This is a genomic window from Pseudaestuariivita sp. (assembly GCF_052825805.1).
This window is the reverse complement of the sequence record NZ_JBRBVB010000015.1, coordinates 302,443-314,811: the sequence shown is the minus strand read 5'-3', so window position 1 is coordinate 314,811 and position 12,369 is coordinate 302,443. Positions and strand designations below refer to the sequence as shown.

Genomic DNA, 12,369 nt, shown 5'->3' with positions numbered 1-12,369 from the left:
CGCAGGGCAGAGGGAGGGCAGACAGCCCTCCCTGCCACGTCTCACAAAGGCAATGCGGTTGTCGACTTGATCTCCTCCATCGACAAAAGCGCCGTCACGTTGTGGATCTTCACCTCTGAAATCAGCGCCTGGTAAAACGCGTCATAGGCCCGCGCATTCGGCACACGCACCTTGAGGATATAGTCGATGTCGCCCGCCAGCCGGTGCGCCTCCTGCACCTCGGGGCGCGCGTTCAGCGCCTCGAGGAACCGCAGCTGCCAGTCGGCCTCATGCTCCGACGTGCGGATCAGCACGTAGAAACAGGCATCGAACCCCAGCGCCTCGGCATCGAGCAGCACCGTCTGCTGCTTGATCACCCCCGCCTCGCGCATCTTGCGAATCCGGTTCCACACCGGCGTCTTGGACGAGCCCACCTCCCGCGCGATGTCATCGAGGGACCGGCTCGCGTCGGCCTGCAAGGCCCCGAGGATTTTCCGGTCGAGCGCATCAATGCGAACAGACATTCCGACTTTCCCTTTCCCGCGTATTGCCACGCCTCAATTCAGCGCATAGCAGAACAAGCGTTCCTATCTTACTGCGCACATCTGCCCTGATGCGGAATAATTTCCTATATGTCTAGTGAGAAACACGCTGCATCTGCGCAGGAGACACCCATGCCCAAGGCCTTTACGCCCAAAGTCATCACCGCCAACGCGCTCCTGGAGGGCGACGTGGTCTACCGGGATGCCAACGGCCAATGGGTGCGTCAACTGGCCGAGGCCGAGGTCCTGACCGACGAGGCAGACGCCGAGCTGCAACTCCTCGAGGCACAGCGCGGGACCGGCGATGTTGTCGGCGTCTACCTCGCAGACGTCACACCCGATGGCACGCCCACGCACTTCCGCGAGGAGTTCCGCCGCACCGGCCCCTCCAACTATTTCCACGGCAAACAGGCGCAGGAGAACGCACATGTATAAGTACAACGCCTTCGACACCGCCTTTGTCGCCGAGCGCAACCGCCAGTTCCGCGCCCAGGTCGAGCGCCGCATCGCGGGCAACCTGACCGAGGACGAGTTCAAACCGCTGCGCCTGATGAACGGCCTCTACCTGCAGCTCCACGCCTACATGCTGCGCGTCGCGATCCCCTACGGCACCCTCAATGGCGTCAAGATGCGGCAGCTCGCCATGATCGCCGACCGCTGGGACAAGGGGTACGGCCACTTCACCACACGCCAGAACATCCAGTTCAACTGGCCCGCCCTGCGCGATGTGCCAGACATGCTCGATGCACTGGCGGAGGTGGAGTTGCACGCCATCCAGACCTCCGGCAACACGATCCGTAACGTGACCTCCGACCACTTCGCGGGCGCTGCCGCGGACGAGATCGAGGACCCCCGCCCCACCGCCGAGCTCTTGCGCCAATGGTCCACCGACCACCCGGAGTTCCAGTTCCTCGGGCGCAAGTTCAAGATCGCCGTGGGCGCGTCAGAGAATGACCGCGCTGTGCTTAAGGCCCACGACCTCGCCGTGCAGATCGTCCGCAAAGACGGCGCTTCTGATGGGGAGATCGGCTACCGCATCTATGTCGGCGGCGGACTTGGCCGCACGCCGATGGTGGGCAAGGTGCTCGCGGACTTCATCCCGCGCGCGGACCTGCTGCCGTATGTCGAGGCCGTGCTGAGCGTCTACAACCTGCTCGGACGGCGCGACAACAAGTACAAGGCGCGCATCAAGATCACCGTGCACGAGACCGGCATCGAGACCATCCGCGAGATGGTCGCCGCCGAATTCGCCTCGATCAAGCCGACCTACGCCGGCGCCGACATGGCCTTGCTCGAAGAGATCAAGACGCACTTCACCGGCCCGGCCTTTGCAACCCTGCCCGAAGATGCCTTTGACACGGCCTACGCTGCCGACCCGCTCTTCCGCTCCTGGGTCGACACCAACGTAACGGCCCACAAAGAAGACGGCTACGCCATTGCCACGATCTCGCTCAAAGCCCACGGCGCAACGCCCGGCGATGCGACCAGCGACCAGATGCGCGTGATGGCCGAGATCGCTGAGACCTACGCCCACGATGAGCTGCGCATCTCCCACGAGCAGAACGTAATCCTGCCCCATGTGCCGCGTGCGCATCTGCCCGCCGTCTTTGCGATGCTTCAGCAGGCGGGGCTTGCCACCGCCAACCTCGGGCTCATCTCCGACATCATCGCCTGCCCCGGCATGGATTACTGCGCGCTGGCCACTGCCCGCTCCATCCCCGTGGCGCAAAAGATCGCGGAGCGCTTCGACGCGTTGAAACTCGAGCAAGACATCGGCCCGCTCAAGCTCAAGATCTCGGGCTGCATCAACGCCTGCGGTCACCACCACGTCGGTCACATCGGCATCCTCGGCCTCGACCGCGCGGGGGTGGAGACCTACCAGATCACGCTTGGCGGCGACGGGACCGAAACAACCACCATCGGCGAACGCACCGGACCCGGTTTCTCCTACGACGAGATCGTGCCCGCCATCGAGCGCCTGATCGACGCCTACCTGGACGTGCGGGAGAGCGCGGAGGAAACCTTCCTCGCCGCCTACCGCCGCCTCGGGATGGCGCCCTTCAAAGAGGCGCTCTACGGTGGAGAGAAGGCTAAGGCAGCATGATCCATGCAGCAAACCTTGCGCCCCAAGCGGCCGCGCTGAACCTTGCGTATCAAGAGCAGGCGGCGCTTTCGCTGCTGTCGTCGGTGCTGATCGGGCGCTCGGCGGGCCGGACGGCAGTGGTCTCGGCTTTTGGCGCGGACAGCGTCGTGATCCTGCACCTCGTCAGCCGGATCGCGCCGAAGACGCCGGTGCTCTTCGTCGACACGGACATGCTCTTTGCCGAGACGCTGACTTACCAGCGCGAGGTGGCGGCGGAGCTTGGCCTGACGGATGTGCGCATCCTGCGCCCCAACACCAACAAAGACGCCACCGAGGACGCGGACAAGACCTTGCACCAGACCAACCCCGACGCTTGCTGCGCACTGCGCAAGACCGCGCCTCTTGATGCCGCCTTGGAAGGGTTCGACGCTTGGATCACCGGGCGCAAGCGCTTTCACGGCGGGCAGCGGGCCAAGGTGCAGACCTTTGCCGCCGATGCGCGCGGGCGCGGCATGACGATCAACCCGCTCGCCACCTGGACCGCGGACGAAGTCGCCAGCTACATGGACCGCCACGCCCTGCCCCGGCACCCTTTGGTGGCAGAAGGCTTCCGCTCAATCGGCTGCGCGCCCTGCACCACCGCCACGCGGGAGGGCGAAGACCCCCGCGCCGGGCGCTGGCGCGGCTCGGACAAGGACGAATGCGGCATCCACATCGTGAACGGCAAAGTGCAGAGAGGCGCTTGAAATGAGCATTCTTGTGACGGACGCGGGCTTTGGCCCGGAAACCTTTGACGGCGCCTTCGTCCCGTTTGGTGAGGCCGCGAACGACGTAGCGGCGGTGGACCTTCCTTCTGACACGGACCCGGCTCTGCTGGAGGGCCAGCTGGGCGCCGAGATGATCCGCATCGACTTTCCCTCCTTCGCAGATGGGCGCGGGTTCACCCTGGCCCGGCGCTTGCGCCGGATGGGCTACACCGGCCGGTTGCGTGCGAAGGGGCACGTGATCTCGGATCAATATGCGATGGCGCGGCGCTGCGGGTTTGACGAGGTGGAGATCTCCGAGGAGTTGGCCGCGCGCCAGCCGGAGGGAGAATGGCTCTTCCGCGCGAACTGGCAGGCGCATGATTATCAGAGCCGTGTGCGGGAGTGATGTGCGGTGAGGCCCCGGGGCGAGCCCGGGACGGGTGCGCCCAGGCGCCCCGCGCGCCGGACCTGATCCGGGGCCTCACAAAAACCCCGCCCCGGACCTGATCCGGGGGCCTCCCAGGCACCCCCTCAAACCCAACCAAGGCACCGCGCCGCGTTGACAGACGGCGCCGAACCTGTGACATCGAAAGGCATCGGGGTGTAACCCCAAGTTGACACATATGACCGAGCAAACACCCGTGAACACCCAGACCGCCGTCAAAGCCATGCCCGACGCCCAGACGATAACCCATGTGGAGCACTGGACGGACCGGCTCTTTTCCTTTCGCTGCACGCGCCCTGCGAGCCTGCGGTTCCGGTCGGGTGAGTTCGTGATGATCGGCCTGATGGGCGAGCCGGACCCCAAGACAGGCAAGCAAAAGCCGCTCTTGCGCGCCTATTCGATCGCCTCGCCAAGCTGGGACGAGGAGCTCGAGTTCTACTCGATCAAGGTGCAGGACGGCCCGCTGACCTCCAAGCTGCAGCACGTGCAGCCGGGCGATCAGCTGATCCTCCGCCCCAAGCCGGTCGGCACGCTGGTGCATGACGCGCTGCTGCCGGGCAAGCGGCTGTGGTTCTTTGCGACCGGGACCGGGTTTGCGCCCTTTGCCTCGCTCCTGCGGGACCCGCAGACGTTTGAGGATTACGAGCAGGTCATCATCACGCACACGTGCCGGGATGTGGCCGAGCTCGAGTACGGCAAGCGCTTGATCGACCACATCCGCACCGATGAGCTTTTCGCCGAGCTGATCGGGCCGGAAAACCTGGCCAAGCTGGTCTATTACCCGACCACGACCCGCGAGGAGAGCCCCAAGATGGGCCGGATCACGGACCTTCTGAAAGATGGCACGGTGTTTGGCGATCTGGGAATTGACGGGATGTCGGCCGACACGGACCGGGCGATGGTCTGCGGGTCGATGGGCCTCAACCTCGACATCAAGGACATCCTTGAAAGCTACGGCCTTGAGGAAGGCGCGAACTCCGATCCCAAGCATTACGTCGTGGAAAAAGCCTTCGTGGGGTGAGGCGTAAGGTGGGCCTCTGCCCACCCTACGTGGCCCGCAAATGAAAAACCGCGCGAGGGGTCCCGCGCGCTTTTCCTGTGCTTAGCCTTGGCCAGCTTAGAGGTTCAAAGCCTCACGCACAGCGGTGATGGCCGCCTCGATCAGCGCGGGATTGTCGGCGGCCTGCTTGACCGTCTCGAGGAGCACGGTCTGCTGCAGGGCGCTCAGGTCGGAGTTCTCGATCATCTCCGTGATCATCGAGGCGTCGAAACCGCCAACGGTCAAAGCTTCCTCTGCGGCCTCCGGCGATGGCGCTGCGGCGGTTGCGGTGTCGTCGGTCGCGGTCGCAGCATCCGACCCTTCGGTCACGGCTTCCATGCCCTCGGAGGTCTGCGTGGCAACGTCTTCGGCTGCCGCCTCGACGTCTTCGGTTGTGGCAGCCGCCGTGCCTTCGGCGCTCTCCGTAGCCGCTTCAGCGCCCTCAGCTACCTCGGATGCCGCGCTTTCAGCCGTGTCGGCAGCGGCGCCTGCGGTGTCCGTGACAGCGTCGGCCGCGCCTTCGGCAGCCTCAGTGGTTGCCTCGGCAGCGTCGGACGCCGCCTCAGTGGTCGCATCGACAGCGGTGTCTGCCGCATCAGCAGCACCTTCAGCTGCTTCTTCCGTTGCGCTGGCAGCACCCTCGACCGCGTCTTCGGTCGCTTCAACGGCGCCCTCGACAGCCTCTTCGGTTGCAGCCGCAGCGCCTTCCACGGCTTCTTCGGTCGCAGAAGCGGCACCTTCGGCAGTCTCGGCTGCCCCCTCGACGGCACCCTCTACAGCTTCTTCAGTTGCAGCGGCAGCGCCTTCGGCAGTCTCGGCAGCCCCTTCCACGGCACCCTCAACAGCCTCTTCCGTTGCGGCGGCTGCGCCCTCCGCGGCCTCGGCGCCTTCGGCAGCGGTGTCGGCAACAGCGTCGGCGGCAGAGGTTGCGGCCTCTTCGGTGGCTTCCGCCGCTTCGGAGGCAGTCTCGGTTGCGCCGTCAGCAACGTCGCCTGCCGTATCCGCGGCGGCGTCAGCTGCGTCACCGGCAGTTTCCTGCGCGGCGTCGGCGGCCCCACCAGCGGTGTCGGCGGCAGCATCGGCGGCGTCTGCAGCCTCGTCGGTCGCCTCATCCGCAGCACCAGTCACGGCGCCAATCGCGTTCTCGACGGCCTCGGTGGCGCCTTCGACCGCTTCGTTCACCGCCGTTTCCGCCTCGGTGGCGGCATTCTCGGCGGCCTCGGTCACGGCGGCAGCGGCGTCATTGGCGGCTTCGGTTGCGCTCTCGGCTGCGCTCTCGATCGCGCCGGCAGCGTCGCCGGCAGTCTCTTCGGCGGCGGTGGTGGCCGTCTCGGCCGCCTCGCCTGCGCTCTCGGCTGCCGTATCAGCCGTTTCGGTGACCGTCTCGACAGCCGCCGTGCCAGCGTCCTGTGCGGACTCGACCGCTTCTTCGACCGATTGTCCGGTGACCACGAAGTAGCCGATCACAGCCACCACGATCACACCCGCAACGAGGATCAGATTCTTCATGTTTCAAACTCCATACCTTGGACTCGCTACACCGCGCGCTGCAGCGCAGCGATGCCGTGGTCTCGCGCAGGACATGGCGCTGATGCGCGCCGGTCTCAAGGGGAAACACCCGAGAATTCGCCCGGGTTCCGGCTTTTGACGCTTGAAACGCTGCGGGTGCGCCTCTACCTTGCGACTTCAAGCATTTGCGCAGCAATTCAAGGATAAAAGCCATAGCCCGCAGACCGCACAACGCGCCGCCCACCCGTGACACTGGCCCTCGTGTGAACGACCGCATACGCGCCTCCGAGATCCGATTGATCGGCGCCGAGGGGGAAAACGTCGGGGTGGTCTCGCCCGCCCGCGCTATGGACATGGCCGCCGATGCCGGGCTCGACCTCGTGGAAATCTCGCCAAACGCGAACCCGCCGGTCTGCAAGATCATGGATTTCGGCAAGTTCAAGTATGAACAGCAAAAGCGGGAATCCGAGGCGCGCAAGAAGCAGAAGACCATCGACATCAAAGAGGTCAAGTTCCGCCCGAACACGGACGTGCATGACTACGGCGTGAAGATGAAGAACGTCTTCAAGTTCCTCGAGAACGGCGACAAGGTGAAGGTGACCCTGCGCTTCCGTGGCCGCGAGATGGCGCACCAGAACCTTGGCCGCGAACTCTTGGAGCGGGTGGCCGAAGACACCAAGGAGATCGGGCGCGTCGAGAACTTCCCCAAGATGGAAGGCCGCCAGATGATCATGCTGATCGGTCCCCTGCCCGCGGGGCAAAAGCCCAAGCCGAAGCCGGCCCCCGAGCCCGAAGCGGCGCCGGAGGCGTCAAGCGGGAGCTGACCTTACGGGTCTGATACTCGTGACAGCGGATGCGCGCGGTGCCGATGGCCCGCGCGTTTTGCTTTGCCGGGGTGTGGGCTGATCGGAGGCGACCTTAAGTTTGATACCGAGGCAAACAGAAGTTCACGCGCCGGACCGAGGGGTGGCGCAATCGCGCCGCCCCATGGGGGCGGGTCATGCCGGAGGCGTGCCTTCGGCATGGCGCGGCCTGACAGTTCCTGTCAGGCGGGAGCTTCGATTAAGACCCCCTGTATCAGATTAGAAGTCGCCTACTGAGATGCCGCTACGCCTCGTGTGCGCGGCGGGGCGCGGGGCGTGTGGGGATCTCCTTGAGCAGGCCGCCAACGCCCATCGCGGCGATGTCGTCGGAGGTCACCGGGACCCCACAGATCGTGCGCGCCAGCACCCAGTCTGCGCCGTTGAGCGCGGGTGAGCGCGCGCAGCCGGGCAGGCCGATCACCGGCACCGGCCCGAGCGTTCCGCAAAAGAGCAGGTTGCCCGGATCGACCGGCATCCCGAACCGCGTGACGGTCCCGCCCGCGGCCCGCAGCGCGGACGGCGCGACGTCGTGCGCGTCGGAAGTCGCCGAGCCGGTGAGCACGAGGATCAGATCGACGGCACCTTGGACCTGGACGTCAGTCAGCGCCGCCGTGAGGGCATCGGTACGGTGCGGCACCGTGAGTGGAGAACCCTGAGTCATATCAAGCGCTTCGAGCCGTGCCGCGATGGCGTCCGTCCCTTTGAGACCCGGGCCGCCGGGCACTTCGGTCACGATCAGCGCTGCGGTTTTGAGCTGCGGTTTGGCAAGCGATATCGCGCCGGCGCCGACAGCCTCCGCTTTCGCGAGACGCGCGCCGGGGACGGCGTAGCTGATGACCTTGACCGTGGCGACGAGCCCTTTGGGTGCGATCTGGTGCAACTCCGGCACCGTCGCGAGGGAGATCATCGGGTCGACGCGGTTCACTTCGGCCAGACGGCCTGCGTCCAGCTGCACGACGCCGGGGCTGGTAGCAACGATATTAACCCGCCCGTTGGTTGGCGGGGTCAGGCGGAGCCCGTTCGGGTCCGGTCCTACAAGTGCCTCGGCCAGACGCTGCGCCGCGTCCGCCTCCGGCACATCGCCGGGCTCGAGACGCGCGACGGTGATCTCGGTGTGGCCCTCGGCGGCGAGCCGGGTGAGGTGGTCGGGCGTCAGGACCTGGCCCTTGCGTAGCCGCCCGGACGCCAGGCCGATGGAGTGTGCGAGGATGGCTCCCGCCCCCTCCCCCAAAGGGACGGGACCAAATTTCATGCGCCCTTGCGCAGCACGCGCGTCATTTCGGCGAGGATCGAGACGGCGATTTCCGCGGGGCCGGAGGCGCCGATGTCGAGGCCGACGGGCGCGTGAATGCGGGCGATCTGGGCCTCGGTCATGCCGGCTTCGGTCAGGCGCTGGACGCGCTTGGCATGGGTTCGGGTCGAGCCCAGCGCGCCGATGTAAAAGGCGTCAGAGGCCAGCCCCTTGAGCAGGGCCGGATCGTCCAGCTTGGGATCGTGCGTCAGGAGCACCAGCGCCGTGCGGGTGTCGAGGCCCGCGGCCTCCACCGCCGCGTCGGGCCAGTCATCGAGAAGCGTTTCGCCGGGGAAGCGCTCGAGCGAGGCAAAGGCGGGGCGCGGGTCGATGATGACCGGGTCGTAGCCTGCCGCGCGCGCCATCTGCGTCAGGTGCTGGGCAATGTGTACCGCGCCGACGATGACGAGCCGCAGGGGTGGGTTGTGGACGGCGACAAAGGTCGCACCGTCCTCCTCGACGCCGGAGCGGTCGAGGCGAAAACGATCGGGGTAGCTGTCCTCGCGCAGGGCGCGGGCGCCGGTTTCGAGGTTCACTTCGTAGGCGACGGGTGTGCGGGCGGCGCGGGCGGCGACAAGCTCGGACAGCATATCGACGAGGAGTGCTGAGCCGATGGGTTCGACGAGCACGCGAATTGTGCCGCCACACGCGAGCCCGACGGCAAAGGCATCGTCGTCGGACACGCCGTAGGTGAGGAGCTTATGGCTCGGTCCCTCACTTAAGTGATCCTCCATGGCCTCCAGCGCTTCGAGGACAACGGCGCCTTCGACGCAGCCGCCGGAGACGGAGCCCTGCATCTCGCCGTCTTCGGCGATCACGAGCTGCGCTCCGGTGCGGCGGGGGGCGGAGCCCCAGGTCTCCACCACGGTGGCAAGCGCGACCTTGCGGCCGGCCTTGTGCCAAGCGAGCGCGGTTTCCGGGGCGCCGGTCAGGTCGTGCATGTCAGGTCCTCAAGCCTTTGGACAAGGCATACAAGCTACCACCGGCAGGGATCAGCGCAAGCGGGTCACGACATGCAAAACGCCCCGCTTCGCATCGAAGCGGGGCGTTTGTGTCAAGCTAGAGAGCCAAGGTGTTAGCCGTCGTTGGTGTCGAGGCTGTCGTCACCATCGAGCGGGTCGTTGGTCGTCTCGAGGTCGGTCATGCCGGCCACCGAGCTGCCACCATCTGCTTGACCCGTGCCCATGTCGTCGGTCATCGGCATGGCGTTGGTGTCCGCGCCACGACCGGGGCCTTCAGCGGCTTGGTTGTCGACGTCAACTTCTTCGCTCGACAGGCACGTGTTGTTTGCGGACAGACCACCTGGGCAATTCGGCACGTTCGCGAAGCCAGCGGTTGCAGTTGCAGCGGTCAGAGCGGTTGCGGCGAAAAGTGTCTTGATATCCATCTTGTACTCCTTGCACCATCCGGTGCGTCTGTTTGTCGGCCACTCGTAAGCGGCGTTGAAGCAGTAATGCGCGCAGCCCGGGTTTGGTTTCTCACAATGAGTTGAGAGGCCGTGCGGGAACCTTTTGCCTGCGCAGCGCGTTCGCGCGCGATCTGTTACTTCGGCAGCTGCGTCATCATTTGAGCTTTCAGGCCGCTATCGGAGCCTTTCGACAGTGCCTTTGCGAGGTCTTCGAGTGAGGCGATCGAATGGCCGGCGCGGAAGGCGTCCACGTGCGGCAGCATCGCAGCGATGCCGCGCGCCTTGGGTGCGAACCCGTCCCAACGCAAGAGCGGGTTGAGCCAGATCAGGTGCTTGCACGACAGGTGGAGCCGTTCCATAGCCCGCGCCAGATCGCCGGTGTCGTCGCGGTCGAGCCCGTCGGTGATCAAAAGCACGACCGCGCCCTGCCCCAGCACCCGCCGCGACCAGTCGCGGTTGAACCGGTCGAGGCACGCACCGATCCGCGTGCCGCCTTCCCAGTCCTGCGCTTCGGCACCCGCTGCGCTCAGGGCAGTATCGACGTCGCGGGTGGCGAGGTGGCGCGTGATGTTGGTCAGGCGCGTGCCGAAGGTGAAGGCGTGTACCTTGGCCCAGCCGGCGCCCTTTTGGTTGGCGACGCTGTGCACGAAGTGCAGGACGAGGCGCGAATACTGGCTCATGGAGCCGGAGATGTCGCAGAGCACCACCAGGTTGGACCAGCGCGTGCGGCGCGTGGCGCGGGCGATGTCCTGCAGGTCCCCGCCCCGCCGTATGGCGCTGCGGAGCGTCGCAGCCCGGTCGATGCGCGTGCCGGAACGGGCGGCAGCGAGCCTGCGGGTGACAAGAGGCGGGACGGGCAAGGTCATCTGCGACAGGAGGCGCTTGGCGGCGGCGACCTCGGCGGTCGACATCTGCTCGAAATCGAGGGTGCGCAGCTTTTCCTCGGCGGACATGGTGAGCGAGGCGTCGATGTCGATCCGCGTTTCCTCGTCGCTCCCTTCGGAGCGCGCCTCGGGCGGGTCCGGCTGCGTCCCGTCGAGGAGCGCTTCGGCGGCGCGTTTCTCGGCGGCCTTGGCGGCGCGTTCTTCCTGCACGCCGCGGATCGAGGGGAGCATGACGCTCATCATGTGTTCGAGGTAGCGCGGGTCGCGCCAGTAGAGGCGGAAGACCTGCGCAAAGGTCGCGCGGTGTTCGGGGCGGGAGACGAAGCAGGCGTGCAGCGTCCAGTAGAAGTCACGTTTGTCGGTGAAACCGGCGGCGGACACCGCCTCGATCGCGTCGATCACGCGTCCGGGGCCGATGGGCAGGCCGGCCTTACGCAGCGCGCGGGCGAAATAGGTGATGTTGCCGGCGAGGCGCGGGGTGTCGGGCAAGTCGAGGGGGGCGTATTCAGGCATGGATTTCTTGGGGCTCTGCCCCAAACCCCGGGATATTTTTAGCCAGAAGAAGCTGAGGGGAGGTCATGCTGAGGCGAGCGATGCCTTGGCTTCGTCGAGGATGCGTTTGGCCTCGGAGCCTTGCAGTTTCTGGATGTCGTCCTGGTATTTGAGGAAGGCGCCGAGGGTGTCGGCGATGACTTGTGGGCTGAGTTCGAGCACGTCGAGGGCGAGCAGGCACTTCGCCCAGTCGATTGTTTCGGCGACGCCCGGTTTCTTGAAGAGGTCCTCGGTGCGCAGGCGCTGGACGAAGGCGACGACTTCGCGGCTGAGGGTGGCGGCAGCTTCGGGCGCACGGGAGGCGAGGATGCCCAGTTCACGCTCGGCGGAGGGGTAGCCTACCCAGTGATAGAGGCAGCGGCGCTTGAGGGCGTCGTGCACTTCGCGCGTGCGGTTAGACGTCAGGATCACGATGGGCGGCTCGGGCGCGGCGATGGTGCCAAGCTCGGGGATGGTCACCTGGAAGTCGCTGAGCGCCTCGAGGAGGAACGCCTCGAACGGCTCGTCGGTGCGGTCGAGCTCGTCGATGAGCAGCACGGGCGGGCCGGCTTTGTGCGGGCGCATGGCTTGCAGCAGTGGGCGTTCGGTGAGGTATTCGGGGCCGAAGAGCTCGGTCTGCAGGGCCTTGCGGTCGGCCTGGCCTGACGCCTCGGCGGTGCGGATGGCGACCATTTGCGCAGGGAAGTTCCAGTCGTAGACGGCGGAGGCGGCGTCGAGCCCTTCGTAGCATTGCAGGCGGATGAGATCGCGTCCGAGGGCGGCGGCGAGCGCCTTGGCGATTTCGGTTTTCCCGGTGCCCGCCTCGCCTTCGAGAAAGAGCGGCCGGCCGAGGCGGAGCGCCAGAAACACCACCGTCGCGAGCGCCCGGTCGCAGATGTAGCCCTGCGTGCCGAGTGTCGTTTCGACCGCGTCGATGGATGACATGTCCGCCATGGAGCCTCCCGCGTTTGCGGCACCCTCGCGCGCAGGCCAGGCGCCGTCAAGGTGGGCCAAAGGACCGGTTGACCCGGCGCCTTTGCCCCTCTTTT

Annotated in this window: 13 protein-coding genes; 6 read left to right on the top strand and 7 right to left on the bottom strand. The window is 66.2% G+C overall.

Features of this window, described 5'->3' with window-relative positions:
• Positions 1-41 precede the first annotated feature (41 nt).
• A complete protein-coding gene (locus ACU0B3_RS17560) occupies positions 42-503 on the bottom strand; it encodes an Lrp/AsnC family transcriptional regulator (RefSeq protein ID WP_446262180.1) in 462 nt (153 codons plus the stop codon).
• Between the two features lie 150 nt (positions 504-653).
• Between ACU0B3_RS17560 and ACU0B3_RS17555 the strand changes: the two genes are divergently transcribed.
• The 5 genes from ACU0B3_RS17555 to ACU0B3_RS17535 all read left to right on the top strand — a co-directional run bounded on the left by ACU0B3_RS17555 (position 654) and on the right by ACU0B3_RS17535 (position 4,816).
• The gene (locus tag ACU0B3_RS17555) at positions 654-956 is read left to right on the top strand and encodes a DUF2849 domain-containing protein (protein WP_446262179.1); all 303 of its coding nucleotides are present in this window, start codon (positions 654-656) and stop codon (positions 954-956) included.
• Positions 949-2,625, top strand: coding sequence for a nitrite/sulfite reductase (locus tag ACU0B3_RS17550; protein ID WP_446262178.1), 1,677 nt, complete (start codon positions 949-951; stop codon positions 2,623-2,625). The genes ACU0B3_RS17555 and ACU0B3_RS17550 overlap by 8 nt, the downstream gene beginning before the upstream one ends.
• Complete coding sequence (locus ACU0B3_RS17545) at positions 2,622-3,350, top strand: phosphoadenylyl-sulfate reductase (protein WP_446262177.1); 729 nt, start codon at positions 2,622-2,624, stop codon at positions 3,348-3,350. Before ACU0B3_RS17550 ends, ACU0B3_RS17545 begins: the two co-directional genes overlap by 4 nt.
• A gap of 1 nt (position 3,351) precedes the next feature.
• A complete protein-coding gene (locus ACU0B3_RS17540; protein WP_446262176.1) occupies positions 3,352-3,756 on the top strand; it encodes a DUF934 domain-containing protein in 405 nt (134 codons plus the stop codon).
• Between the two features lie 217 nt (positions 3,757-3,973).
• The gene (locus tag ACU0B3_RS17535) at positions 3,974-4,816 is read left to right on the top strand and encodes a ferredoxin--NADP reductase (RefSeq protein WP_446262175.1); all 843 of its coding nucleotides are present in this window, start codon (positions 3,974-3,976) and stop codon (positions 4,814-4,816) included.
• 96 nt (positions 4,817-4,912) lie between these two features.
• Here the strand turns inward: ACU0B3_RS17535 and ACU0B3_RS17530 are convergent, their stop codons facing one another.
• Positions 4,913-6,343: a hypothetical protein gene (locus ACU0B3_RS17530; protein WP_446262174.1), complete on the bottom strand. Its 1,431-nt coding sequence runs from the start codon at positions 6,341-6,343 to the stop codon at positions 4,913-4,915.
• A 263-nt stretch (positions 6,344-6,606) separates the two neighbouring features.
• Here ACU0B3_RS17530 and infC point away from each other — a divergent pair, with 263 nt between their 5' ends.
• Complete coding sequence (infC, locus tag ACU0B3_RS17525) at positions 6,607-7,167, top strand: translation initiation factor IF-3 (RefSeq protein ID WP_446262173.1); 561 nt, start codon at positions 6,607-6,609, stop codon at positions 7,165-7,167.
• A gap of 283 nt (positions 7,168-7,450) precedes the next feature.
• Here the strand turns inward: infC and ACU0B3_RS17520 are convergent, their stop codons facing one another.
• The 5 genes from ACU0B3_RS17520 to ACU0B3_RS17500 form a co-directional block, all read right to left on the bottom strand.
• Positions 7,451-8,458 (bottom strand): molybdopterin-binding protein, encoded by a 1,008-nt coding sequence (locus tag ACU0B3_RS17520; RefSeq protein ID WP_446262172.1) that lies wholly within the window; start codon positions 8,456-8,458, stop codon positions 7,451-7,453.
• Complete coding sequence (locus ACU0B3_RS17515) at positions 8,455-9,438, bottom strand: XdhC family protein (RefSeq protein ID WP_446262171.1); 984 nt, start codon at positions 9,436-9,438, stop codon at positions 8,455-8,457. Before ACU0B3_RS17515 ends, ACU0B3_RS17520 begins: the two co-directional genes overlap by 4 nt.
• Before the next feature lie 134 nt (positions 9,439-9,572).
• The gene (locus ACU0B3_RS17510) at positions 9,573-9,884 is read right to left on the bottom strand and encodes a hypothetical protein (protein ID WP_446262170.1); all 312 of its coding nucleotides are present in this window, start codon (positions 9,882-9,884) and stop codon (positions 9,573-9,575) included.
• 155 nt (positions 9,885-10,039) lie between these two features.
• Positions 10,040-11,302, bottom strand: coding sequence for a vWA domain-containing protein (locus tag ACU0B3_RS17505; RefSeq protein WP_446262169.1), 1,263 nt, complete (start codon positions 11,300-11,302; stop codon positions 10,040-10,042).
• Between the two features lie 63 nt (positions 11,303-11,365).
• Positions 11,366-12,274 carry an AAA family ATPase gene (locus ACU0B3_RS17500; protein ID WP_446262168.1) on the bottom strand — a complete coding sequence of 303 codons (909 nt, stop codon included), beginning with the start codon at positions 12,272-12,274 and terminating at the stop codon, positions 11,366-11,368.
• Positions 12,275-12,369 lie beyond the last annotated feature (95 nt).

Coding starts and splice junctions, on each gene's coding strand:
- ACU0B3_RS17560 (WP_446262180.1), bottom strand. CDS start 503: ATGTCTGTTCGCATTGATGCGCTCGACCGGAAAATCCTCGGGGCCTTG.
- ACU0B3_RS17520 (WP_446262172.1), bottom strand. CDS start 8,458: ATGAAATTTGGTCCCGTCCCTTTGGGGGAGGGGGCGGGAGCCATCCTC.
- ACU0B3_RS17505 (WP_446262169.1), bottom strand. CDS start 11,302: ATGCCTGAATACGCCCCCCTCGACTTGCCCGACACCCCGCGCCTCGCC.
- ACU0B3_RS17535 (WP_446262175.1), top strand. CDS start 3,974: ATGACCGAGCAAACACCCGTGAACACCCAGACCGCCGTCAAAGCCATG.
- ACU0B3_RS17510 (WP_446262170.1), bottom strand. CDS start 9,884: ATGGATATCAAGACACTTTTCGCCGCAACCGCTCTGACCGCTGCAACT.
- ACU0B3_RS17530 (WP_446262174.1), bottom strand. CDS start 6,343: ATGAAGAATCTGATCCTCGTTGCGGGTGTGATCGTGGTGGCTGTGATC.
- ACU0B3_RS17500 (WP_446262168.1), bottom strand. CDS start 12,274: ATGGCGGACATGTCATCCATCGACGCGGTCGAAACGACACTCGGCACG.
- ACU0B3_RS17540 (WP_446262176.1), top strand. CDS start 3,352: ATGAGCATTCTTGTGACGGACGCGGGCTTTGGCCCGGAAACCTTTGAC.
- ACU0B3_RS17515 (WP_446262171.1), bottom strand. CDS start 9,438: ATGCACGACCTGACCGGCGCCCCGGAAACCGCGCTCGCTTGGCACAAG.
- ACU0B3_RS17545 (WP_446262177.1), top strand. CDS start 2,622: ATGATCCATGCAGCAAACCTTGCGCCCCAAGCGGCCGCGCTGAACCTT.
- ACU0B3_RS17550 (WP_446262178.1), top strand. CDS start 949: ATGTATAAGTACAACGCCTTCGACACCGCCTTTGTCGCCGAGCGCAAC.
- ACU0B3_RS17555 (WP_446262179.1), top strand. CDS start 654: ATGCCCAAGGCCTTTACGCCCAAAGTCATCACCGCCAACGCGCTCCTG.